The sequence below is a fragment of the Luteolibacter pohnpeiensis genome, from assembly GCF_016595435.1.
In the GTDB taxonomy this organism is placed as follows: Bacteria; Verrucomicrobiota; Verrucomicrobiia; order Verrucomicrobiales; family Akkermansiaceae; genus Luteolibacter; species Luteolibacter pohnpeiensis.
The window spans coordinates 70,093-94,956 of record NZ_JAENIJ010000020.1; the positions used below are offsets into that span (position 1 = coordinate 70,093).

The 24,864-nt window shown below is 56.2% G+C and carries 14 protein-coding genes; 10 read left to right on the forward strand and 4 right to left on the reverse strand.

Annotated elements, in window-relative coordinates; genetic code table 11:
* Positions 1–7: 7 nt before the first annotated feature.
* The 6 genes from JIN85_RS13065 (at position 8) to tnpA (ending at position 12,404) form a co-directional block, all read left to right on the forward strand.
* Positions 8–3,178 (forward strand): type I restriction endonuclease subunit R, encoded by a 3,171-nt coding sequence (locus tag JIN85_RS13065; protein ID WP_200271424.1) that lies wholly within the window; start codon positions 8–10, stop codon positions 3,176–3,178.
* Between the two features lie 24 nt (positions 3,179–3,202).
* Complete coding sequence (locus JIN85_RS13070) at positions 3,203–4,084, forward strand: GIY-YIG nuclease family protein (RefSeq protein ID WP_200271426.1); 882 nt, start codon at positions 3,203–3,205, stop codon at positions 4,082–4,084.
* A 27-nt stretch (positions 4,085–4,111) separates the two neighbouring features.
* Positions 4,112–5,023 (forward strand): nuclease-related domain-containing protein, encoded by a 912-nt coding sequence (locus JIN85_RS13075; protein WP_200271428.1) that lies wholly within the window; start codon positions 4,112–4,114, stop codon positions 5,021–5,023.
* 2,239 nt (positions 5,024–7,262) lie between these two features.
* Positions 7,263–8,075: a PEP-CTERM sorting domain-containing protein gene (locus JIN85_RS13080; RefSeq protein ID WP_200271430.1), complete on the forward strand. Its 813-nt coding sequence runs from the start codon at positions 7,263–7,265 to the stop codon at positions 8,073–8,075.
* A gap of 83 nt (positions 8,076–8,158) precedes the next feature.
* The gene (locus JIN85_RS13085; RefSeq protein WP_200271431.1) at positions 8,159–10,582 is read left to right on the forward strand and encodes a sulfatase-like hydrolase/transferase; all 2,424 of its coding nucleotides are present in this window, start codon (positions 8,159–8,161) and stop codon (positions 10,580–10,582) included.
* Between the two features lie 1,369 nt (positions 10,583–11,951).
* Entirely contained in the window at positions 11,952–12,404 is a 453-nt protein-coding gene (gene tnpA / locus JIN85_RS13090; protein WP_200271433.1) for an IS200/IS605 family transposase, read from the forward strand.
* Between the two features lie 30 nt (positions 12,405–12,434).
* Here the strand turns inward: tnpA and JIN85_RS13095 are convergent, their stop codons facing one another.
* Both JIN85_RS13095 and JIN85_RS13100 read right to left on the reverse strand, forming a co-directional pair.
* Complete coding sequence (locus JIN85_RS13095; protein WP_200271436.1) at positions 12,435–13,481, reverse strand: agmatine deiminase family protein; 1,047 nt, start codon at positions 13,479–13,481, stop codon at positions 12,435–12,437.
* A 138-nt stretch (positions 13,482–13,619) separates the two neighbouring features.
* The gene (locus tag JIN85_RS13100; RefSeq protein ID WP_200271438.1) at positions 13,620–17,360 is read right to left on the reverse strand and encodes a PVC-type heme-binding CxxCH protein; all 3,741 of its coding nucleotides are present in this window, start codon (positions 17,358–17,360) and stop codon (positions 13,620–13,622) included.
* 216 nt (positions 17,361–17,576) lie between these two features.
* Between JIN85_RS13100 and JIN85_RS13105 the strand changes: the two genes are divergently transcribed.
* Positions 17,577–19,835: an FdhF/YdeP family oxidoreductase gene (locus JIN85_RS13105; protein ID WP_200271440.1), complete on the forward strand. Its 2,259-nt coding sequence runs from the start codon at positions 17,577–17,579 to the stop codon at positions 19,833–19,835.
* Here the strand turns inward: JIN85_RS13105 and fdhD are convergent.
* Entirely contained in the window at positions 19,823–20,635 is an 813-nt protein-coding gene (gene fdhD / locus JIN85_RS13110) for a formate dehydrogenase accessory sulfurtransferase FdhD (protein WP_200271442.1), read from the reverse strand. The two genes, JIN85_RS13105 and fdhD, sit on opposite strands and share 13 nt — an antisense overlap.
* Positions 20,636–20,782: 147 nt before the next feature.
* On the opposite strand from fdhD, the gene JIN85_RS13115 reads away from it, so the two are divergent.
* From JIN85_RS13115 to lysA, 3 genes are all read left to right on the forward strand, one after another.
* Positions 20,783–21,358 (forward strand): outer membrane beta-barrel protein, encoded by a 576-nt coding sequence (locus JIN85_RS13115; RefSeq protein ID WP_200271444.1) that lies wholly within the window; start codon positions 20,783–20,785, stop codon positions 21,356–21,358.
* Between the two features lie 435 nt (positions 21,359–21,793).
* Positions 21,794–22,366, forward strand: coding sequence for a transporter family protein (locus tag JIN85_RS13120; RefSeq protein ID WP_200271446.1), 573 nt, complete (start codon positions 21,794–21,796; stop codon positions 22,364–22,366).
* A gap of 152 nt (positions 22,367–22,518) precedes the next feature.
* Positions 22,519–23,808, forward strand: coding sequence for a diaminopimelate decarboxylase (lysA, locus tag JIN85_RS13125; protein ID WP_200271448.1), 1,290 nt, complete (start codon positions 22,519–22,521; stop codon positions 23,806–23,808).
* A 66-nt stretch (positions 23,809–23,874) separates the two neighbouring features.
* On the opposite strand, the gene JIN85_RS13130 is transcribed toward lysA, so the two are convergent.
* Positions 23,875–24,864: tail fiber domain-containing protein (locus tag JIN85_RS13130; protein ID WP_200271450.1), on the reverse strand; the 990-nt coding region annotated here is incomplete at its 5' end.

Here is a 24,864-nt window from a genome sequence, read left to right on the forward strand (position 1 = left end):
ATCACCCATGACCACCTTTGCCAAAGAATCCGACTTTGAAGCTGCCGTGATCCACGAGCTGCGCCAGCGCGGTTGGGGCGAACTGCCCGTGCTGAAGAACCCAACCGAGGCGGACCTGCTGGAGAACTGGCGAAAAATCCTCTTTGAGAACAATCCCGGCAAGGACCGGCTAAATGAAGTGCCGCTGACGGACACGGAGATGCAGCAGATCCTGGAGCAGATCACCGCGCTCCGCACGCCCCTGCGGCTCAATGGCTTCATCAATGGCAAGACGGTCGCCATCACCCGTGACAACCCGAAGGATAAGCTGCACTGCGGCAAGGAGGTGAGTCTTAAAATCTTCGATCGTCACGAGATCGCCGCCGGGCAGAGCCGCTATCAGATCGTGCAGCAGCCACGATACGCCCGTGGCGGGCAATTGCTCAATGATCGGCGGGGAGACCTTATCCTGCTCATCAATGGCATGCCCGTCATCCACATCGAGCTGAAGAAGAGCGGGGTTCCCGTGAGCCAAGCTTACAACCAGATCCAGACCTACGCCCGCGAGGGGATTTTCAGCAGGCTGTTTTCGCTCATTCAGATCTTCGTGGCCATGACGCCGACCGAGGCGCGCTACTTTGCCAATCCGGGACCGGATGGAGTATTTAACCATGACTACGCCTTTCAATGGGCAGACTTTAACAATGAACCCATCAAGGACTGGAAAATCTTCACCTCCAGTCTGCTTTCGATTCCGACGGCGCATCAGCTGATCGGCTCCTATACGGTGGCAGATGAGTCTGACGGCGTGCTCAAGGTGATGCGGAGTTATCAATACTACGCCGCGCATGCCATCTCCGATAAGGTGGCAAAGACGGATTGGAAAAACCCGAGCCGCCTTGGGGGATACATCTGGCACACCACTGGATCGGGCAAGACGATGACGAGTTTCAAGTCCGCCCAGCTCATCGCGAATTCCAAGGATGCGGATAAGGTGGTGTTCCTGCTTGATCGCATCGAGCTGGGAACCCAGACGCTGCAGGCCTACCGGAACTTTGCCGGTGATAGCAATGAGGTGCAGGCCACGGAACACACCGGAGTGCTGGTGAAGAAGCTCAAGAGCAATGCCCCGGCGGATACCTTGATCGTGACGTCGATCCAGAAGATGAGCCGACTGAAGGATGAGGAGGATGGCATGAAAGGTGATGATCTGCTCAAGATCCGGGCCAAACGCATCGTCTTCATCGTCGATGAATGCCATCGCTCAACCTTTGGCGACATGCTCGGCGACATTAAGAAGAGCTTCAAAGGCGCGATTCTTTTTGGTTTCAGCGGGACGCCGATTCACGAAGAAAACGAGAAGAAGGACAATGCAACGACCGATGTGTTCGGCGATGAGCTGCACCGATACAGCATCGCGGACGGCATCCGGGACAAGAACGTGCTGGGCTTCGATCCCTATCAGGTGCTGACCTACCGTGACCGCGATCTGCGCCAGGCAGTGGCACTGGATCGGGCTAGAGCGAGCACGCCTCAGGAAGCCTTGGCAGATCCGGATCGCAAAAAGATTTTCAACCGCTACATGCAGGAAGTGCCGATGGCGGGGAGCCGGGATGACAGGGGCGTGTATCAGAAAGGCATTGAGGACTATCTTCTCAATAGCCAATACCGCCGCAGCGAGCACCAGAATGCAGTCGTTCAGGACATTGCCCGGAATTGGACAACCTTGAGCCAGGATAACAAGTTTCACGCCATCTTCGGCACCCACAGCATCGTCGAGGCGATCCTTTACTATCGGTTGTTGAAGTCTGAGTTCCCCGAACTGAAGGTCACAGCGCTGTTCGACCCGCATCTGGACAATGATGACGATGACGACGAGCGCACGGCTTTTAAATCCGAAGGATTGGTCGAGGTTCTGGAGGACTACAATGCGAGATATGGGCAAAGGTTTGACCTCGGGAGTCACAGTCTTTTCAAGAAAGACATTGCAGCCCGGTTAGCGCACAAGCGCCCCTACACCCGCATCGAGATGGAGCGGGAGAAGCAGCTCGATCTGTTGATTGTAGTCGATCAGATGCTGACGGGGTTTGACTCGAAGTGGGTAAACACGCTTTATCTCGATAAGGTGCTGACCTATGAAAATGTCATTCAGGCCTTCTCCCGGACGAACCGTCTCTTTGGTCCAGATAAACCGTTTGGCACGATCCGCTACTATCGCAAGCCGCATACCATGAAACGGAATATCGCAGCTGCAGTGAAACTGTATTCCGGCGATAAACCGATCGGCCTGTTTGTGGACCGGCTGCCAGAGAACCTGGAGCGCATGAATGCTGCATTTGTGGAGATCACGAACATCTTTTCCACCGCAGGGGTAGAGGACTTTAGAAAGTTGCCAGACGATGTCACGGAGCGAGCGGCGTTTGCGAGGCAGTTCCAGGAATTTAGCTGCATTCTGGAAGCGGCGAAGATCCAAGGTTTTGATTGGGAGCAGGCCGTTTACGAGTTTGAGGAACCGCAGGTGCGCTCCGTTGAACTGGCGATTACGCGGCAGCAGTATATCACGCTCCTGCAACGCTACAAAGAGCTGGGCAGCAGCGCAGGTGGGGGTGATGAGTCGATGCCGTTTGAGATCGATAGCCACATCACGGAGATCGATACTGGCAAGATTGATACGGATTACATGAATTCACGATTCAAGAAATACCTCAAAGTCTTGCAGAGTGGAGGCGATGAGGAGGCTCGTGAAAATACTCTAATCGAATTGCAGCGAACGTTCTCCACGCTCTCGCAGGAAGAGCAAAAGCTCGCTGAGATTCTATTGCGGGACATTCAGCGTGGGGATGTGCAGCTTGATCCCGATAAAAGCTTTCGGGAATATCTGACCGACTACCAGGCCCGGGTAAAAGCGGCGGAAGTGAGAACCATCGTCACGCATCTCGGCGTTGATGAGAAGAAGCTGCTCGCCTTGATGAACTCCCACGTCACGGATGCGAATTTAAATGAGTATGGTCGCTTCGATGATCTCCGGGAAACGGTCGATAAACAAAAGGCAAAAGCTTATTTCGAGGCAGTGGCAGGCAAGTCAATGCCGCCCCATCGAGTGAATATCAAAGCCACGGATTTGTTGCGGAGATTTATCCTTAAGGGCGGTTTGGCGCTCGGTGAAGGTGAAGCCTTGGCGGACGAGTGGACGAAGTAGAAACAAGCGAACGCAATTCAATCCATGAATCACGGGAAACAACTCCGGCTCTTTTTGCCTGACGGATCGGCCTCGGGGCCGCGCTATTATGAATTGGTGAACTGGACCGGGCAGGCGGTGTTGATGCCGGTGAGTCGCATCAAGGATTTGGTATCCGGAGAGTGGCCGGAGTTTGAGCGGCCGGGCGTTTACTTGGTGCGCGGGGAATCCCAGGAGGGGCACCATTGCGCCTACATCGGGGAGAGCGAAAACGTCGCCAAACGGGTGCAGGGGCATCCTGCGACTTTGGGGTTTGATGTGACGGAGCTGCTTTTGTTTTCGAGCAAGGATGATAATCTCACCAAGTCTCACGTGCTCTGGCTGGAGAGCGCCTTGATCGAGCTGGCGACCTATGCGAAGCGCATCAAGCTGACGAATTCGACGGCACCCATCACCAAGGCGCTATCAAAGGCAGAACTGGCGACGATGTTGGAATTTCTCGAAAACCTCAAGCTGGTGGCGCAAACGGCGGGCTTTCATTTTTTGGAACGAGCCAAGGTGCGGAGCACGGGGGCGGTTCCAGTGGCACAATTCTATATCCAAAAGCAGAAGCAGGATCTCAAGGCTCAGGCGATGCAGAGCGATGAGGGGTTTGTGATTCTTGCTGGCTCGCGGGCGTCGGGAAAGGTGACGGAGACTTTGGGGAAAGGTTATGCCTTGCAGCGGGAGGAATTGATCGAGCAAGGGGTGATGAAGCTGGAGCCGGATGGGAATTATGTTTTTACCTCGGATGCTTTGTTTACCTCACCCAGTGCGGCGGCGGCGATTGTTTCCGGTTATCCAAGTTCCGGCCCGGCGATGTGGAAGGACGAGCGAGGTGTGAGTTTGGGGGAGTTGCTGGAGCGGTCCAAGGGCAGCGAGGTGTAACTTCCAACTGAATGTATTCGAGATCCGATGAAGCTGGGAATGATCGTGGGTGTGGTTTGGATCGGTGCGGCGCTTGGGCTGATCCATTTTGGCTTTAAGAGGATGTTTGCCCGTGAGAGGGCGAAGAGTCGGGCGCCGTTTACGGAGAAGATGCTGCGGCCGGCAGGGGAATCGTTGCGGTTGAAGATCGAGAACTTGGTCGAGGAGATGATGGATATGGCTCTGCGATTCGCTGTGACGATGGTCGCTACGGGGTGGTTGATCATGCTTTTCAGCTCGCAGATCTGGTGGGTGAATGGATTGATTTGGTCTTTCTTCATGCTTTTGGGTGGTGGCATGATGTGGCGGAGTTGGCGGAAGTTGGCGAAGCTGCGGACGGACTTGCGGAATTGCCGCTTGGGGTTCCATGGGGAGCGGTATGTGGCGGAGAAACTTTCGATGCTGCAGGCACAGGGGTATCGGGTTTTCCACGATTTCATCTTCGACATGAAGCCGGGCGGGGAGGCGACGACGTTTAACATCGATCACATCGTGGTGGGGCCGACGGGGGTGTTCGCGGTGGAGACGAAGGCGTGGCGGAAGCCAAATGGGGAGCTGCCGGATGGAAATCAAAGCCACAAGCTGAAGGTGAGTGGGGACACGATCCAATTGCCGGACGGGAAGCCGCATCGAAAGGCGACGGCGCAGGCGAAGCGGAACGCGGATGAGTTTTCGAAGTGGTTGGCGGGATCGTCGGCGCGGGCCGTGAAGGTGGTCCCGGTGGTGGCGATGCCAGGGTGGTATGTGACGGATGATGGAACGAGCAGCGTGGCGGTTTTGAGCGGAAGCCCGATTGGCAAGCGGTTGCCATCGCTGGGTGTGGCGGGGGCTTTATCGGTGGCGGAGGTGGAAAGGATTGCAGATCGGATCGAGGCGCATTCGCGGAATGTGGAGTTGTAGAGATTGGGGAGGATTGCAGGGGCGGGACGCCCCTGCCACGGCCTGCGGCGGGACGCCGCAGCCACTCTCAAACACGCCCACCGCGCCATCGGGTTGGCACGAACGATTCGTGTCGTGGTGTTGAATATGACATGCCTCAACGGGGGTAAAACAAAATGAGATAGTCTAGGGTAGTTTGGAAAGATGAATACAACATGCCCCTACGGGGCAAAATGCGATAGCCCAGGGTGTCACCCTGGGTTAGGTGTGGAACAAATAGATCCGCCCTGAAAGGGCGGGATTGTGGGGGGAAATGCGGCCGATTGGATGTCGCCCCTTCAGGGCTCAATATCTCGTTCTTCGATGTCCCCAAGGTTACACCTTGGGCTATCTCATTTTGCCCCGTTGGGGCAGATATGGCATGTGTCAGGGCCGATTTGGGTCATGCATCTCCTGGTTTAACTGTGGGGGCATGACATGTGTCGGTCGGTCCATTTAGAAATGCATCGCATGGTTTCGTTGGGGCGGATATGGCATGCGTCGATGTTTGCAGGTGGGAACTGCGATTGGGTCACGAATGCACAAACGAGGCAGATATGGTATGCATCGGTAGGCGCATTTGGAAATGCATCGCATGGTTTCGTCGGGCCGGATATGGCATACGTCGATGTTTGCGGGTGGGAACGGCGATTGCGGCACGAATGCCCCAACGGGGCGAAATGGGATAGCCCAGGGTATCACCCTGGGTTAGATGTGGAACAAATGGATCCGCCCTGAAGGGGCGGGATTGTGGGGGGAAATGCGGCCGGGTAGATGTCGCCCCTTCAGGGCTCAATATCTCGATCATCGGTGTTCCCAAGGTTGCACCTTGGGCTATCGTATCATGCCCCGTCGGGGCGGAAATGACATGTGTCGGTCGGCCCATTTAGAAATGCATCGCATGGTTTCGTCGGGGGGGACATGGCATGCGTCGGTGGGCGCATTTGGAAATGCATCGCATGGTTTCGTTGATGCGGATATGACATGCGTCGGTGTTTTCGGGTGGGAACGGCGATTGGGTCACGAATGCCCCAACGGGGCAAAAATGGGATAGCCCAGGGTATCACCCTGGGTTTAGATGGGTAAAAATAGATCCGCCCTGAAGGGGCGGGATTGTCGGTTGGAAATGCGTCCGGTTGGATGTCGCCCCTTCAGGGCTCAATATCTTGATCATCGATGTTCCCAAGGTTGCACCTTGGGCTATCTCATTTTGCCCCGTTGGGGCAGATATGGCATGCGCCGGTGGACCGATTTGGTGATGCATCGCATGGTTTCGTCGGGGCGGAAATGGCATGCGTCGGTGGACCGATTTGGGGGATGCATCGCATGGTTTGGTTGGGGTGGATATGGCATGCGTCGGTGTTTGCGGGTGTGAACCGCAATTAGGTCACGGATGCCCCAACGGGGCAAAATGCGATAGCCCAGGGTGTCACCCTGGGTTAGACATGAAACAAATAGATCCGCCCTGAAGGGGCGGGATTGTGGGGGGGAAATGCGGCCGGTTGGATGTCGCCCCTTCAGGGCTCAATATCTCGTTCTTCGATGTTCCCAAGGTTACACCTTGGGCTATCGTATCATGCCCCGTTGGGGCGGAAATGGCATGCGTTGGGGCCGATTTGGGCATGCATCGCATGGTTTCGTTGATGTGGATATGACATGCGTCGGTGTTTTCGGGTAGGAACGGCGATTGGGTCACGAATGTCCAAACGGGGCAGATATGACATTCGTCGGTGGACCCATTTGGAAATGCATCGCATGGTTTCGTTGATGCGGAGATGGCATGCGTCGGTGTTTTCGGGTGGGAACGGCGATTGGGGCACGAATGCCCCAACGGGGTAGACATGACATGCATCGGTGGACCCATTTGGAAATGCATCGTGTGGTTTGGTTGGGGTGGATATGGCATACGCCGATGTTTTCGGGTGGGAACGGCGATTGGGTCACGGATGCCCCAACGGGGCGAAATGCGATAGCCCAGGGTATCACCCTGGGTTAGATGTGGAACAAATAGATCCGCCCTGAAGGGGCGGGATTCTTGGGGGGGCGCGGGTCGGCTGGGGGAAGTCCGCCTTTACAGCGATCACACACGGACCTGGAAAATTTCTCTGAATTCCTGCGAACGTTTTTGGCGGGGCGCACATGCAATTGAGATGCCCGGGGTGTGACTGCTTCGGGAGTGAACTCTGGAACCCAAAATAGAAATATGATAAAACCTTTGCAGATGAAAGTCGGTCGGCTTTCGACCGCACTTGTGGCGGTCGGTTTGATGGGACTTGGTGGCGTGGCTCAGGCGGCTGCGGTTTATGTGACGACTTCCGATGGCGGTATTTGGCAATATGACAGCGTTGCCGACATGTTCTCGCAGACCAGCAGTGTGACCAGCGGCGTGTTGGTTGCGACACAGGCGTCTTACGCAACGGATCAGGGCAGTACGATGGATCTTTCCACCGGCCACATTTACCGGGTGACAGGCAGTGGCGATGTAGTTGAATATGCAACCCTTTCCGGCTATTTGGCCAACACTGGCGGTGCCACCATAGCGACGGCTTTGTTTACGGGATCGACCGCGCTGAACGGGTTTTCCTATGATGGCAATACGGGTGGTTTCTACGGGACGATGCCGAGCAATGGCGATGTTAGATCGTGGGCCTCGATGGCGGACGTGCTGACCAATACAGGCACCACTGCGGCGGCATCATATGGCGGAAATCTTTTCAATCTGTATGATCCTGATGGCACCACGCTCATCGCGGGTGGCGGAGGAGTTTACACCGCGGGTGATGAATTTGAAGGGCACTATTATCAATCAGCCGGAAATGGAAACCTGGAAGGCTGGGCAACGGTGACGCTCTATGCCGCCAGCCCGACGAATCGCGGAACGCTCGTGGGCTCGGATACGCAGAATGTTTTTGGCGGCAACACCACAGCCTGGGGCGCGAATGTGGATGCCGTGGCTGCTTTCGCCGTGCCTGAGCCATCGGTGGCGATTCTCGGCTGCTTAGGATTGCTCGGACTGGTTCGCCGCCGCCGCTGAGGTGGCTTGATGGATTACCCGATCTCTCGCTCTGAAGAAGCCTCCACTAACCCGGGAGGCTTCGAACTTTCCCAAACCCATTTATGAAATTGACTTTCAAAACCCTCATCATTTCGGCTCTTCTGATCCTCCCGGCCTCTGCGGTGCCGAATTATCTTTTCATTTTCATCGACGACATCGGCTGGGGCGATTTGTCCTGCTATGGCAGCACGGTGAAGGATAAAAATGGCAATCCCATCACGCCGAATCTGGATGCCTTGGCGGCGTCCGGCACTCGTTTTACCCAAGGCTATGTGGTATCGCCCATTTGCTCACCATCCCGGGTGGGCGTTCTAACAGGTAGTATGCCGGCACGGCATGCGATCAATAGTTTCCTCGATAACAAGGCGGCCAATCAAAATCGAGGTTTGAACGATTGGCTGCAGCCGGATGTAGTAACGAGCGCGCGGATATTTCGCGATCATGGTTGGACGACCGGTCAGTTCGGCAAGTGGCACATGGGTGGCGGGCGTGATGTGAACAATGCGCCGTACCCGCAGGATTATGGATTTCAAAAATCGCTGGTCGCCTTCGAAGGCATGGGCGATCGGGTGCTGTATCGGAATTATGGTTTATCTGATGCCAATGCGGACGTGCCCGGCGAGATCACCTGGGCGGAGTGGGAGGAAGGCGCGGACCTTCACACGGATGCGGCGATCGAGTTCATCACCGATGCGGTGAGTGAAGGTAAACCGTTTTATGTTCACGTGCCCTATAACGACACGCACACGCCATTCAACACCGATCCTGGGAAGGAAAACGACTTCGATCACATCAGCTCTGACACGCAGACGAAGTTGTTCCTTTCCGAGCTGAACGAGCTGGATAAGGAGATCGGCCGCTTGATCAATACGGTCGATAGCCTCGGCATTGCGGAGGAAACGTTGATCGTGGTGGTGGGGGATAATGGCCCGCCGATGGATAACTCGGCGACGTCGATCGTGAATCGTGCCGGTGGCCTGCGCGGTGGCAAACGGGATATCTATGAGGGCGGGGTGCGTGAGCCATTCATCATCCGCATGCCGGGGACGGTTCCGGCGCAGGTGAACACGACCACGGCGGTATCGACGTTGGATTTGCTGCCGACCTATTGTGCGCTGGCGAATGTGGATATTCCGCCGACGACGCTGGATGGGGAAAATATGTTAGATGTTTTCAAGGGATCGACGCGGGTTCGCAAGCGGGATCTGTTTTGGGAATTTGCCAGCAATCCTGGCATCACCAAAGGACGGTCCCCGCAGTTGGCGATCCGCCGTGGAGACATGAAGTTCTTGCGCGATACGAATGGGAACAATCGCGAATTTTACGATCTATCCAATGATGCGGCGGAATCGAACCATCTGGTGAATGATGCATCCCAGGCGGGGTTGATCGATGAAATGGAGACAGCGTTGATGCGGTGGTATCAAGAGGTCTATCTGGGTGAAGTCGGTGAGGTGGTCGAGCTGTCTGATGGAGCGACGGCAGGGCTGTTGCTGGCGGATAGCTACGATCTTCCTAGTGGAAACTCTACGACGGGTGGATTCGCCGCCGGGCAGGGGGTTAACGAAGGTCTGGAGGAGCGGTTGAGCGGATCGATGGCAGCAGGGCTTTCCTACATCCACACCAACAATGCGAAGCCGGCGCTTGCGCACTCGATCGTGGACAACGCGCTTGAGATCGCATCGGCTGCGAATGCGACGGCGTTCCAGTTTTCCGCCGACGGATCAACGCCGCTGGATTTCGGCAAGGAATTGGCCGGCAATCAGTATGAATGGCGGCTGGTGCATGAGCTGAATGACACCGATCCGGCATCGGCCAGAACGACGTTGAGCATTTCCGACTCGGCTGATCCAGCGGGTGGGGTGGGCGGAGTGGATCTCGGCATCCAGCTCGACTTGGTGGCTGGCAATACGATTTCAGTTTTCAAGCGCATCGATGCCGCATCCCACACCGGAACAGGGGATATCAATGCCGCCATTGCAACAGGTTTGCCTGCGGGAGAGCCGGTGGACATTCGAGTGGTGATTGATGATTCAAATGATTACTCGGTCTATCAAACCGGCTATCAGATTTATATAAATGATGCCTTGGTTGATAGTGGTGAGATTGCCTTTGCGAATGATTCACGCTATTTCATTTTCGATACCGCGCCGAATACCGGTCCGGCCCGATATGATGATTTTGCGTTGCAGTTGAATGAAGTGCGCGTGGTTCCGACAACCCGTGTGCCGGTGGTCAAGTTATCACAAGTCACACCCACGGCGATCACCGGAGAGGCGGAGCGCATCCGGCTTTATTGGACGACCCAGCCAGGGCAGGTGGTGCGGCCGGAAATTTCCGCGAATCTGAGTGACTGGGTGCCTCTAACAGAGGGGGAGGAACCGGTGGAGGTCGCCACCGAATTCGGGACCATTCGTTGGTATGAGTTGCAGGTTCCGGAAGGCTACGAAAAGGGAGGGTTCATTCGTTTGCAGGTGGTGCCATGATTTGAGTGGCCGCGAGGGGCGGCGTGTTGTGCCGCCCCTCCAGGGCGAGTGATGTTTTGGCGTGAAGGTGGATGCCAAGGTTTCGCCCTGGGCTATTGCATGAATTCGTCGGGGTTGTTCGGGTAAACCCCCGATGCGTAAAAGTGCGATAGCCCAGCGCGAGGCCTTAATTCGCGGACGGGGTTTCATCGTGCCCCTTCAGGGCACATAATTTTTATGGTGCGTGATCCCAAGGTTGCACCTTGGGCTATCACATTGAGCCCCGTTGGGGCTTTTGAAGACGGGGGTAATTGAGGTTTGATCGGCCCGAATACGTCGGTGGTTTGCGGTTCGATGAAGGCGGTCGGGAATGGCGATTCGGTTACGAATACCCCCGAAGGGGGTAAAATGAGATAGCCCAGGGCATGGCCTTGATTCGCGGACGGGGTTTCATCGTGCCCCTTCAGGGCACATAATTTTTATGGTCGTGATCCCAAGGTTGCACCTTGGGCTATCACATTGAGCCCCGTTGGGGCTTTTGGTGACGGGAGTAATGGAGGTTTGATCGGTCCGAATACGTCGGTGGTTTTGCGGTTTGATGACGGCGGTCGGGAATGGCGATTCAGTTACGAATACCCCGAAGGGGTAAAATGAGATAGCCTAGGGCATGGCCCTGGGAATCCGTATAACCGAGCTATTGAGCCCCAACGGGGCGACATGATTTTTGTGATGATTGGTCCGAAGTTGCACCTTGGGCTATCACATTGAGCCCCGTTGGGGCTTTTCGAGACGGTGGGAATTGAGGTTTGATCGGCCCGAATACGTCGGTGGTTTGCGGTTCGATGAAGGCGGTCGGGAATGGCGATTCGGTCACGAATACCCCAAAGGGGTAAAATGCGATAGCCCAGGGCATGGCCCTGGGAATCCATACAACCGAGCAATTGAGCCCCAACGGGGCGACATGATTTTTGTGATGGTTGTCCGAAGTTGCACCTTGGGCTATCACATTGAGCCCCGTTGGGGCTTTTGGTGATGGGGGCAATTGAGGTTTGATCGGCCCGAATACGTCGATGGCTTGCGGTTCAATAACGGCGGTCGGGAATGGCGATTCGGTTACGAATACCCCAAAGGGGTAAAATGCGATAGCCCAGGGCATGGCCCTGGGCATCCGTGCAACCGAGCTATTGAGCCCCAACGGGGCGACATCCGGTGTTTGGATGATTGCCTGATCCCCATTGCCATTTCACCGGAATCACGGCACGAAATGAAAATGGCTACGGTTTATCTCGAACAACTTTCCATACGATGATAGAGGTGGCTTCTCGCTTCAATTCCCCCTATTGCCTCTCCCCCAAACGATTCGCGAAAATCCAATCGCAACGATCATTCCATGTCGCAATCACTCTCACAAATATTGGTGCATCTGGTGTTCTCGACGAAGAATCGTGAAGCATGGATTGAGGATGAAATCCGCGATGAACTTCATGCCTATATTGGAGGGATTGTTGCCAATCAGAACGGCGCTCTGTTGAAGGCCGGATCGGTGGCGGATCACATTCATCTGATGATCAGCCATCCAAGGACGTGTGCTCCGGCGGACCTGGTGCGGGAAATCAAAACGGGATCATCGAAATGGGTGAAGGCGAAGGGAGGGAAATTGGCGAATTTCCAATGGCAGGGCGGTTATGGTATTTTTTCGGTCAGTCCGGCGCATCGGGTGGCGTTGGGGAGTTATATCGAAAATCAGGCGGACCATCATCGGGTCATGACATTTCAGGAGGAATACCGCCGGTTGTTGTCGAAATATGCGATGCCGTTTGATGAGCGATATGTGTGGGACTAATGGGACGCCGCAGCTACCATTTCGCGGTGCTTAGGCGGGTTGCTGCTGGGAGATGCAATGCAAGGTGCCGCCTTCTTCGACGAGATCGAGGCAATCAATGCCAACGACCTGACGCCCGGGGAATAGCTCGCGAATCATGCCGAGCGCCCGATCGTCGTTGCGGTGCTGGCGGAAAGTCGGAACCAACACGCCACCATTGACGATGAGGAAATTGACATAACTCGCCGGCAACACGGGCAAGCGCCAACCGGGGACTTCACAGGCTTCCGGCAATGGGATCTCGACCACTTCGAATGGCCTGCCATCGGCAGCGGTGAAATTTTTCAGCAGGCTGAGATTTTCCGCGAGGATCTTCTGGTTGGAGATCGTGCCGCTCTGATCGATGCAGGCGAGGATGGTCTGTGGATCGATGAAACGGGCGAGGTCATCAATGTGGCCGTCGGTATCGTCGCCTTCGATGCCTTGCTTGAGCCAAAGGATGTCGCGAACTCCCAGGCCATCGCGGAGTTTGATTTCGATCTCTTCCCGGCTGAGATGCGGGTTGCGGTTCGGGTTTAGCAACACGGCCTCGGTGGTCAGCAGGTGGCCGCGTCCGTTGATTTCGATCGCGCCGCCTTCCAGGATCATGCCGCCGTCAAAGCATCGCATGCCGAGCGAGGAGGCGATTTTTCCCGGGATGGCATTGTCCTGATCCCATGGTGGGAATTTGCCGCCCCATGCATTGAAGCCCCAGTTGGTGACGGCGACTTCGCCGGTTTCCGGGTGTTTCACAAAGATCGGACCATGGTCACGGCACCAGACGTCATTGTGCGGGTGGTCGAAGAGCTGGACGTGTTCCGGCACGGCTTTGGCCTTGTTGCAAATGGCGGCGATTTCAGCGTGATCGGCTCCCGGGGCATTGATGCGGACCGGCTCAAATCGGGAAATGGCAGCGGCGATCTCGGCGAATTTCGACCAGATGAGATCGCGTTTCGCGCCGCCCCAGTGGCGTGGGTCATCGACGGGCCAGGACAGCCAGACCGCTTCCTGCGGTGACCATTCGGCGGGCATTTGGAATCCAGCGGCAGCGGCGTTCATGCGCGGACCATCGGGGGCTGCGCTGATTTTTTCCAGTCCGTTTGTTGGAAGATTTTGCCTTGCTGCAGGAAAAACAAAGGACCGGATCCACTCGGAACCGGCCCTTTGCCATTGCGAACAGCACTTGCTGGAGATCGTTTATTCGGTCTGTGGGGCGACGCTTTGCAGGTAGGAAATGATATCGCGCAGGGCCGGGCCGCCGAGAGCTTCAAAGCCTTCCGGCATGAGGGAATTATACCCTTTGCTGCGGGACTCGATGTTTGCCGGATCCAGGTCGAGGGTCGCACCGCCTGGCAGGCGGAGCTGCACGCGCTTGTCGTTCTCACTCGCGATCAGGGCGGAATACTGGGTGCCATCCTTCATCTTGATGTTCCAAGTACGATGTTCATCGTCGACGACCAGGCTTGGATCGACAATGTGGGTGAGCAGCTCGTTCACCGGGTGCGAGCCGATGCCATCCAGCGCGGGGCCGAACTGGGCGCCCTTGCCCTCGATCTGGTGGCAGATCGTGCAGGTCTGATTGAACAGTTCCTTGCCGTGGGCCGGGTCACCTTTCTTGCTCACTTCCGGGAGCAGATCGGCGATGACCTTCGCCTTGTCAGAGCTGCCGTTGAGTTTCTCGATGATGGCTTTGGCGCGCTCCGCGATGGCGGCATCCGGGTGGTTGCTCAGGAGGGATGCCTCGCGCGGTGAGAGCGATTTGAAATCGAGCTTCTGTTGCTCGATCGCGTCCAGAATCAATGCGGTCCATTCCGGGCGGCTGGTGAGTGCTCGGAAGATCGCATTGCGGGCACGGCCACCGAGCTTTTGCATGTGTTCCAGCAAGGCAGGGCCCACGCTTGGCTCGCCGGTTTCCGCCAGTTGCTCGATCACGGGAAGAATCACTTGCTGTGGCAGTTTCTGATCCAGCACGTTGATCAAGTCCGGCAGGATTTCCGGGTCTGTGGAACGGGCGGCAATCAGCGAGCGCAGCGAGTTGACGCGGACTTCGGCCGGTTGCTTTGGATCGCGGGCGATGCCGAGCAGTTTCTTGGAAGCGGCGGCGACTTCACCGGCCAGCACCTTGCCTTGTGGATCCCATGCGATGGCAAAGGGGATGGCGGCGGTGGCGATCGATTGATTGCCGGAGGCGAGCAGATTTTTCAAATGAGCCAAGGCGGCGGAAGCGTCCGCTGGTGGCGGTGGCGGGTTCTTCGAGAGCTCGTTCAACACGCGCAGGGCCAGTTCGGAATCGGTCGCGCTGGCGATTTTTTCAAACAGCGAGGCGGTCTGGTCTGGCAAGGTCTTGGCGGAAAGAGCGGCGGCCAGCAAACGCGCGAGTTCTTTTTGGGAATCGTCCGCGTGTTCGGTTTCCAGCAGCGCGGATAGAAGTGGCACCGGGTTGTCCGAGCCGGCAGCGGCAGCAGCGGCAAGCGACCATGGGTCCTTGAAAGTCGATGCGGCGTTGAGCAGCACTTTGCCGTTTTCTTCACTCATCGGCGAAGCTCCGAGAGCACGCAGTGCGGCGAGCTGGGTCCGTTGATCGGGATCTGCCAAGGCGATGCTCACCGCTTCCGGTTCCAGTGGGATGGCGCCGGATTCGGCAACGAGCATGGCGTTTTTGCGCAGATGGCCTTTGGAGGAAATTGCGATGAAGTTCAGCAGGGAAGGGTCGAGCTTGCCGAGACGTTGCAGTGCCCAGAGCGCTTCGATCCGCGCTTCTTCCATCTCACCGCCTTTGAGCAGATTCACCAAAAGCGGCGCTGCGTCGTCGCGGAACTGATCTGCCTTTTCGATCAGAACCCGGATCGCGTTAAAGCGAACATCGCGGTTCGGATGGGAGAAGGCTTTGATCAATCCGGCGGCATCTGCCTGCGAAAGATCCGGCGAAGTGAGGACCGGCGCGCCATCGTGTTGAATCCGGTAGATGCGGCCGAAGTAGTGCTCGCGGTCCGGGCGGACAGAAGCGCCAGAGCGGCTGTGCTGGGGACCACGGGTGTCATTGTGGGCGACGACCGGGGTATAAAAATCCAACAGATAGGCAGCTCCATCCGGGCCGAAGCTGGTATCGATGGGGCAGAACCAGAAGTCTTCCGAGCGGAGCCATTCGCGGTCTGTTAGAACCAGCTCGCCTTTGAACGAAGGTCCATCAGGAACGATTTTCTCGTGGTGCACGATGTCGAGGATCGGCTCCGAGGTGAACATCGTGTTCTTGTATTCGTCTGGCCAGGCACCGCCTTCATACATGGCGACGGAGCAGGCAGCGGTGTATCGGCCGACTTGGTCGATCTGCATGAGTGGCGCACGGTCTGGCAAATCCTTGCGGATGACAGCGCGGCCAGGATTCACCGAGTGCATGCTGGAAATGGAGGAGCCGGGAGCCTTCTTCAGCACCCATTCCGGAAGCACCACATGCTGGATCGGATCGCCGCTGGTGGCCTTGCCGTGGTAAATTTCCATGTCGCTGGTGACTTCAGCACCAAAGGTGTTTCCGCCTTGGGATGCGACTTGTTCGATGACGGAACCGTCCGGCTTGAAGCGGAAAACCCCGGGGGAAAGGCGGGCGAGTTCCTTGCCTGTTTTCGGATCGGTCGGGATGCAGCCGCTGCCATTGCTGGCGTAGATCCAGCCGTCTGGAGCGGAAATGAAGTGGTTGGCGACGAAGTGGGTGTCACCGGGAACAAAACCGCCGAACAGTGGGATCTCCTGATCCGCCTTGTCATCGCCATCCGTATCGCGCAGCCAGACGACATCCGGCTCTGCGACCACGATGACGCCGTCTTCGTGCATGCAGAATCCGGTGATGAGCTCCAGGCCTTCATGGAACACGGTCTTCTTGTCCATGACGCCGTCACCATCGGTATCGGTTAGAATGCTGATGCGATCGAGCGCCGGGCGATCGTATTTGCCGGGCTCGACGACTCCGGTTTCTTTCCATGGCTCGGCCACGGCGGGACGGCGACCATTTGGGTATTCGATGGTTTCGGCAACCCACAGCCGACCTTTGGCATCCCACTGCACGGCGATGGGCTTGTTGACCAGCGGCTCGGCGGCGACGACGCTGGCGGTGAAGCCGGGCTGCATTTCAAATTTCTTGATCGCGTCTTCCGCTTTCAAAGGGCCGCCCTTGGGGTAGCGCAGATCGTCCGGTTTCACATCGGCAGTCAGTTCATCCACGTTCTCGCGTTTCGCCGTCCAGGCGAGGCCGCGGAGGATGAAGGTGCGGATGCTTTCGTGAGCGAGCGTTTTTTCAGATCCCGGGAGGATCACGAAAGAACGATGCTGCGCATCCTCATGAGTCCAGATCTGTGGCTGGATGTCGTAGATCGAGGCACGGACGCCCTTGGTCGGATCGCCACCGATGATTTCTCCATCGCGGCCTTTCGGAGTGAAGGCGGAGGCGAGGACGTTGATGTCCGGATCGGTATCGAGGTCGAAGAGCGTGTCGTCCTGGAGGTCGAACTGCGACGCACTTTTTACAATCGGGTGCGCATCGGTTAGAACGTAGAGCATCATCAGGCTGCTGAACCGGTGGCTCTTTTCCGGGTCCCAGGCACCGCCGAGGACGGACTTGCCCCAGGCGACGTCACCGGCGGCAAGCGCGGCATTGATCGCAACCACTCCGCCGCCATGGCTGGCGAAATCGGCGATGGCTTTTTGCGAGGCATCCGGCAGCGGCTGGTAGTTGGACTGCTGCAGCAGGAGCACGTCGGCATTTTTTAAATCAGCTTCGTCGGGAGTCGGGTCGACGGTGACGACAGCGCCGGCTTTTTCCAACGACTGTGAATAGAGTTGTTGGAAACTGTCGGTATCACTGGTGATCAAAACCCGCAGTGGCGCGGCCACTGAGAACGAGCTGCCGACAAGACAGATGGATAGGATCCGGATTTTCAGGCTCATGGAAAACTTGGAAAACGTGGAAAGGCCGATCGATCGATCGGTAGAGTGGTAAAGTTCGGGCGGAGAAAAAATGTTGGTTAGCGGATGGGGGCTGATGATACGCGCTTTGACGAGCATTCTGATCAGGGTGGCTCGCACATATCGTTGTTGAATATCCACATGGGATTTCTCACCATACGCTTGAATTTATCAGGATCCGGCACTTATTGAAATGCGATGAGCGGTGAAGAACATTTGAAGCAGGGGAAGCCGAAGACCTGGGCTGCCGGGGCGCCTGCGGTGGCGGTTTCCATGGAGCACATGTTCCGGGAGGCGGGAGCATTGCGAGGGCCGGTGGGGCTGGCGGAGATGAATCAGTTCGGCGGATTTGATTGCCCGAGCTGCGCCTGGCCGGATCCAGATCATGACCGCTCAATCGCGGAGTTTTGTGAAAACGGGGCAAAGGCATTTGCCTCTGAAGCGACAACGAAGCGGGTAGATGCGAAATTTTTTGCAAAACATTCCGTCACCGAACTGGCGAAACAAAGCGGCTGGTGGCACGAACAACAAGGGCGCATCACGGAACCCATGATCCTGCGCGCGGGTGCCAGCCATTACGAGCCGATCTCGTGGGACGATGCGTTTCGAACGATTGCGGATCAGCTGAAGGCGCTGGATTCGCCGAATCAGGCGATCTTTTACACCTCGGGTCGTGCCAGCAATGAGGCGGCATTTCTCTATCAGCTTTTTGCCCGCAGCTACGGCACGAACAACCTGCCGGATTGTTCTAACATGTGCCACGAGTCGAGCGGCCTGGCATTGAAGCAATCGATCGGTGAGGGCAAGGGAACGGTGACCCTGGATGATTTCCTGAAGGCGGATGTCATTTTGTGCGTAGGCCAGAATCCCGGAACGAATCACCCGCGGATGCTGAGCACCCTGGAAAAAGCGGTGGAGGGCGGGACCAAGTTGGTGGCGGTGAATCCGCTGCGCGAAGCGGGGCTGATGGGGTTTGCGCATCCGCAGAAAGTCGCGGGCATGCTCGGCCGTCCCACGCGCTTGGCATCGAAGTATCTTCAAATTCGGATCAATGGGGATCTCGCTCTTTTCCGCGGACTCGCGAAAGCGTTGCTGGAATTTGAGGAGAACACTCCGGGATCTGTCGTAGATGATGATTTTATCAAAAGCCACACCATTCACTACGAGGAGTATCGTAGTTTGGCGGTCGGCACCGGTTGGGCGGAGATCGTGCGATTGAGCGGGATCGATGAATCCGAGATCCGGGATCTTGCACTGGATCTGTGCAATGGTTCGCGCAAGCTCATCACTTGCTGGGCGATGGGACTTACCCAGCATCGCAACTCGGTGGCAACGATCCGTGAGGTGGTGAATGTGCATCTCTTGTTAGGCGCGATCGGTCGCGATGGCGCCGGAGTGTGCCCGGTCCGTGGTCACAGCAATGTGCAGGGTGATCGCACCGTTGGCATCTGGGAGAAAATGCCGGAATCGTTTTTGAGCTCGCTGGATCGCGAATGCGGCATACATGCGCCGCGTGATCACGGTTACGATACGGTGGCTTCGATCCACGCGATGCACCGTGGTGAGGCGAAAGTGTTCTTCGGCCTCGGCGGGAACTTTCTGCAGGCCGCGCCGGATACGGATTACACCGCAGCGGCCTTGGAGCAGTGCGAGCTGACTTGCCATGTTTCGACCAAATTGAATCGCAGTCACTTGGTCACCGGAAAGACGGCGCTGATCCTTCCGTGTCTGGGGCGAAGCGAGCGCGATGGGGAAAAGAATTTCGTCACCTGCGAAAACTCGATGGGCGTGGTGCAGCTATCGCGTGGCATACTGGCTCCGCTCTCGCCAGACTTGCGGAGTGAGGTGGCGATCATCGCCGGGATCGCTGCTGCGTTTTTCGATGCCAAGCATCCGGTGCCTTGGCTGTGGTTGGCAGAGGACTACGATAGGATTCGTAGTTTGATCGAGCGGGTGGTGCCGGGGTTTGAAGATTACAATTTCCGGGTGACACGCCAGGGTGGATTTTATCTGCCAAATTCGGCCAAGGAGCGCGACTGGAAAACCCCGGAGCAGAAGGCAGTTTTCAGCACGGCGGAGATGGATTCTTTCGCCGTGAAACCGGGACGGCTGATTTTGCAGACGCTGCGCAGCCACGACCAGTTCAACACGACGATCTATGGGATGAACGATCGCTATCGCGGCATTGGTCACGCCCGCAAGGTGATCCTGGTGAACCCAGAGGAATTGCGCGAGCGCGGCATCCGCCCGGGCTCGAAGGTCGATATCACCAGCATTTGCGGCGATGAACGCCGGATCGTGCGCGACTTTTCAGCAGTGCCTTATGAGATGCCGCGCGGGAGCGCCGCCGCTTACTTTCCGGAGGCAAATGTGCTAGTCCCGATCAGCGCGCAAGCGAAGGGCAGCGGCACGCCGACCAGCAAGTCCGTGGAAATTGAAATTGCTCAATCTGTGTAGCGATTGAACCCGGGAGGCCGGAGAAAGGCGATCAAGCTCTGGCCCGAACCTTTGGCAAATTCAATCGCCAGCGAGCTCGGGGCCGAAACCGCGGCGACCAGTTGAATTCCGGCGACTTGAGCTTTCTGCATGATTTCAAAGGAAACCCGGCCCGAAACGAGCAGGAAGCCATCCTTCAGCGGGATGTCATCGGCAAGCGCCCGCCCGATGACTTTATCCACTGCGTTGTGACGGCCGATGTCTTCGCGCGCGATGAGCAGTTCCCCTTGTGGCGAGAACAAACCGGCTGCATGCACGCCCCCGGTTGAATCAAATCCGGGTTGGGCGGCGCGTAGCTGATCAGGTGCGGCGAGCAAAACGTGATCGGGAATTTCCAATCGATGCGTAAGAGGTGGCGAATCCAGAAAGATCGATTCCAATCGGGTTTTGCCGCAAATCCCACACGAGCTGGCAGCGAACAAATGACGGCTCAAACGATTGAGATCCACTTCCACGCCATCGTGTAAAAAGACCAATACCCGGTTCTCCTCCGGCCGCTCATCCATTTTTCGGACCTCCGAGCGCTGCGAGATCACGCGTTCCGTTAACAGAAAACCGAGGGCCAGATCACCATCATGGCCGGGGGTGCGCATGACGACCGAGATCGGATGACCATCCACGCGGATTTCCATCGGTTCCTCGACGGCGACGTGGTCCTCCACTTTACCGGGATGCGGTGCGCCATAGCGCTCGATCTGAAATGCCTTCGCTGCGTCCACCTGCACCGATTGTCCGCACGTCAGAGCAAATCGGCAATCCATAATAATCTAGGGGAACGGAGCAGGGGAGCATGGCGAATATCCTTAAAAAACAAACAATGATTGAAATAAAGACTCATCCCCTGCAGAAAGTCGCACCGGATTGAACGGAAGGTTCACGGTATTCAGAAAAATTGACTTAAGATGAGTATGTTAAGAAAAAGCAAAAGTTCGATTTCCGCTTTCCTGACTGTGATGGCAGTGGGTTCCGGAATTTCTCAAGCAGCGGTTCTGAGCGACCTCGGCAACAAAATTTCGGAAACGACCGGGGTTCATCTCAGCAATGATGAGCTGCCGGACCTTTCCAAAGGGGTTCAGGAATTCGGCCTTTCCGGAAATCTGAATTGGGATACCTCCACCAAGTATGCACTGGATCTGAGCTACGGTCGTTTCGTTGCCCAAGGCTGGATGGTTGGTGTGAAAGGTGGCGTGATCGGCGAAAACAGTGACGCCAGCTTCGATCTCGGTCTTTTCACCGAATACAACTTCTGCACCGGCACCAAGTGGGTTCCCTTCGTGGGGCTGGGAGCGGATTGGGCACGGGTGAACGACGGTCATTTCGACGCCGATGCCGTGCGACTGAGCGGTGAGTTCGGGGTGAAATATTTCCTTCGCGCCAATATGGCACTCAGTGCTTCGATGACCGGATCCTGGATCTCGAACACCACGCCGGATGGCGACGACTTCGGCAAGCAGGTGAACTTTGGTCTCCGATTCTACTTCTAACAGATACTGGAATTATCGTTGGTTGCCATGAGCAGTGCGGGGAAGTTCCCTGCGCTGCTTTTTTATGTATTTTAAGCAAATGTCAGCCTGTGGAATTGGTCTGAGATATCTAACAAAAACTGTGCATAATTACGTCAAATTGAATGTATCAATATTCGGTTAGATTGCATTTTGCGAATGCTGTGCATGTATGAATCAGCTGATTGTTGGTTGGCAATGTTGTAAAAATTAAGGACTATTAGAGAATTTTGCAAATCGTTGATTATGAGTGATGCGTTTTGCAATCATTTGACTCGAATCAACGCAATGATTCCGCATCGGATCGCAAATTCTCTATCAGAATCCTCGTTTGACTCTGTGAATTTCTCTCAAAGAGTAACGCCGTCGCCAGGAGCCTCCCGGTCCTGGTTTTTAAACAACATGAACCCTACGAATATGTCGACAACACTAGTATCCAAGTCAGCTATCAAAATCGCAGCTATTGCTTCACTTCTTGGAGCAAGTGCCGCCATGGGAGCAACCACGGACTCCAAAGGTGGAATGGTTACCACGGATTCCTATGCTCCATCCGCACCGATGAGTGATGGTCTTCCAATGCTTGCTCCTGGCGTGCAGGAACTGACCCTCAACGGTAACCTTAACTGGGCGGATGACACCCGCTACAGTATGAATGTCAGCTACGGTCAATTCGTGACCAGCAACTGGCTGATTGGTGGGTTGATCGGCATCAACGGCGTCAACAGTGACACCGACTACACCGTGGGCGCATTTGCTGAATACAATTTCCTGACCGGCACCAAGTGGGTTCCTTTCGTTCGCGGCACCGCTGCTTACACCCGCCTCGACGAAGACAATGAAGATAGCGGCACTCTCCGTCTGGACGGTGGTGTGAAATACTTCCTCCGCTCGAACCTGGCCATTTCCGGTTCCGTCGGCGGTGGCTGGAACACCGGTGGCGACGAGGAGTTCGAAAAACAAGTGAACTTCGGCCTCAACTTCTACTTCTGATTCCCCCCCAACTCGGCATCAGGTTGATGCTGCTGGCAGCGCGGGAGGTATTCCCGCGCTGTTTCGCGTACGGATGATTCCCGGGAATCCGTCGCTGCCATGCGTCTTCTCACTTTACCGCAGTGGGAAACCTGTTTACTTCCGTCCAACTCATGCACGGTTTCTCCTACAAAAGCGGCTCACTTTACTGCGAAGACGTCGATCTCTCCTCCTTGGCGGACGAATTCGGAACCCCACTGTATGTCTATTCAGCGGGAACGATTGTCGATCACTACAAGCGCTTGGACAAGGCATTGGACGGAGTCGAGCACGAGGTGGCTTATGCGGTGAAGGCGAATTCGAACCTGTCCGTGTTGCGTTTGCTCGCGACGCAGGGTGCGAGCTTTGACATCGTTTCCGGTGGCGAGCTTTACCGCGTGATCAAGGCTGGTGGTGATCCGGCGCATTGCACGTTCGCAGGTGTCGGCAAGACCCGGGAAGAAATCGTCTATGCGCTTGAGCAAGGAATTTACTCTTTCAACGTCGAGAGCGAAGAAGAGCTGCGCTACCTCAATCAGGTGGCTGGAGAACTTGGCGTGATCGCGCCAGCAGCCGTCCGGGTAAATCCCAATGTGGATGCGAAGACCCACAAATACATTTCAACCGGCAAGTCCGAGAACAAGTTTGGTGTCGATTTCGAAGCCATTGCCGATCTTTACGAGCGGGCCCACCGTGACTTGCGCAATATCAAGCTGCGCGGACTGCAAATGCACATCGGTTCCCAGCTCACCTCCATCACGCCGTTTGTGGAAGCGGTGGAAAAGGTGATTCCGTTGGTGAAGCAGTTGAAGGAGAGTTACGGCATCGAGTTCTGGTCAATCGGTGGCGGCATCGGCATCATCTACAAGGATTCGCTGAAGTCCGGCAGCGTCGATTGGTGGGAAGCCCAGCCAGAGGAAGAAAAACCACTTACGATCGAGCGTTACGGCAAGGAATTGGTTCCCCGTCTCAAGGGACTGGGTCTGAAAATCCTGCTTGAGCCAGGTCGTTACATCGTTGGCAACGCCGGAGTTTTGCTCACCAAGTGCCTTTACGAGAAAAAAGGATCTGCCAAGACCTTCAAAATCGTCGATGCCGGCATGAATGATTTGATCCGTCCTGCCCTTTACGAAGGACACCACGAAATCGTGCCGCTTCAGGAGCCGGCAACTGCCGACCGGGTGAAAGTCGATGTCGTAGGTCCGATTTGTGAAAGCGGTGACTTTTTCTGTCAGGATCGTGAACTTCCCGATTTCCAACCGGGCGAGACCATCGCGCTGATGTCGGCTGGTGCTTACGGATTCGTGATGGCCTCCAACTACAATTCCCGCCCGCTGCCGGCCGAGGTTTTGATCGAGGAAAGCACGGTCACCTTGATCCGCAAACGCCAGACCATGGAAGATCTGATCGAGGGCGAGCTTTAATCCGCCTTCGTGAAAAAAATCCGGTGCGCAACGGAGAACATCTCCCTTGCACACCGGTCGAAACCCTTACTTCGACAGGGAAACGGTGACGTTTTCGTGGGAGCGGCCTTCGAGAGCGGCGACGGCTTTCTCCAGCATATCGAGTCTAACCATTCCTTGCTTCAGGTTTTGATTCTCTTCCTTGAGAGCCTTGATTTCGGCCTGGAGGGTTGAAACTTCCGCATCCTTCTCCTGCTTCAGTTCTTGGATGGCTTTGGCGAGCAGCGGAGTTACTTTGCCGTAGTCCACGGTCCATGGATCTGTGGTTGGATTCTCTCCACCGACGGTCACGACTTGTGGGAATTGCGTGTAGAGTTGTTGAGCAATGAAGCCCGTTTCGCTTTGGCCTGGGTTCGACTTGTAGTTGTAGTCGCTGACCTGGATGTCCATGACTTCTTTCAAGCCTTTGGCGGTCGGCCGGATGTTCTCTTTAAGTCGTATGTCGGAAGTCGTGTTGTAGGCAACCCCGCCAGCCGTGCGAGTGATGGAACCGCGCTGCGTCGCGTTGGTAAGGAAATTCGCAAAGATGGCCCCTGTGACATCTCCGTCTGTGGACTTCGACAGATATAGGTTTGCGCCTGTGGAGTTGTTTTGCTGGTGCACGGCATTTTGATGGAGCCACGTCGTATTTTGGCTGGCGGTCCCGAAACCAGGGTTACCGGTTACAGGCTCATCAATTGCTTTGATGGCCAACCCATTCTTTTCTCCAGTTCCTGAAGTCAGAATCGTTAGCTGAAATTCTGGAGAGATGGTATCAATGCCGACTCTGCCAGTTCCGATAAAGCCGATATTGGAGCCATTTTGATCGATCGTGGTATCTTGGGTGAGTGTTCCACCAAGCTGAACATCTGATCCAGTAAGTGTCAGGCCATTGCTGGCTGTTTGGATCGCTCCGTCAGCACCAGCAGGCCCGGTTGCGCCAGTTGCGCCGGTTGCGCCGGTTGCGCCGGTTGCGCCGGTTGCGCCGGTTGCGCCGGTTGCGCCGGTTGCGCCGGTTGCGCCGGTTGCGCCGGTTGC

Excerpts from the sequence above, each read along its gene's own strand:
- JIN85_RS13065 (WP_200271424.1), top strand. The coding sequence starts at position 8 with ATGACCACCTTTGCCAAAGAATCCGACTTTGAAGCTGCCGTGATCCAC.
- JIN85_RS13070 (WP_200271426.1), top strand. The coding sequence starts at position 3,203 with ATGAATCACGGGAAACAACTCCGGCTCTTTTTGCCTGACGGATCGGCC.
- JIN85_RS13075 (WP_200271428.1), top strand. The coding sequence starts at position 4,112 with ATGAAGCTGGGAATGATCGTGGGTGTGGTTTGGATCGGTGCGGCGCTT.
- JIN85_RS13080 (WP_200271430.1), top strand. The coding sequence starts at position 7,263 with ATGAAAGTCGGTCGGCTTTCGACCGCACTTGTGGCGGTCGGTTTGATG.
- JIN85_RS13085 (WP_200271431.1), top strand. The coding sequence starts at position 8,159 with ATGAAATTGACTTTCAAAACCCTCATCATTTCGGCTCTTCTGATCCTC.
- tnpA (WP_200271433.1), top strand. The coding sequence starts at position 11,952 with ATGTCGCAATCACTCTCACAAATATTGGTGCATCTGGTGTTCTCGACG.
- JIN85_RS13095 (WP_200271436.1), bottom strand. The coding sequence starts at position 13,481 with ATGAACGCCGCTGCCGCTGGATTCCAAATGCCCGCCGAATGGTCACCG.
- JIN85_RS13100 (WP_200271438.1), bottom strand. The coding sequence starts at position 17,360 with ATGAGCCTGAAAATCCGGATCCTATCCATCTGTCTTGTCGGCAGCTCG.
- JIN85_RS13105 (WP_200271440.1), top strand. The coding sequence starts at position 17,577 with ATGAGCGGTGAAGAACATTTGAAGCAGGGGAAGCCGAAGACCTGGGCT.
- fdhD (WP_200271442.1), bottom strand. The coding sequence starts at position 20,635 with ATGGATTGCCGATTTGCTCTGACGTGCGGACAATCGGTGCAGGTGGAC.
- JIN85_RS13115 (WP_200271444.1), top strand. The coding sequence starts at position 20,783 with ATGTTAAGAAAAAGCAAAAGTTCGATTTCCGCTTTCCTGACTGTGATG.
- JIN85_RS13120 (WP_200271446.1), top strand. The coding sequence starts at position 21,794 with ATGTCGACAACACTAGTATCCAAGTCAGCTATCAAAATCGCAGCTATT.
- lysA (WP_200271448.1), top strand. The coding sequence starts at position 22,519 with ATGCACGGTTTCTCCTACAAAAGCGGCTCACTTTACTGCGAAGACGTC.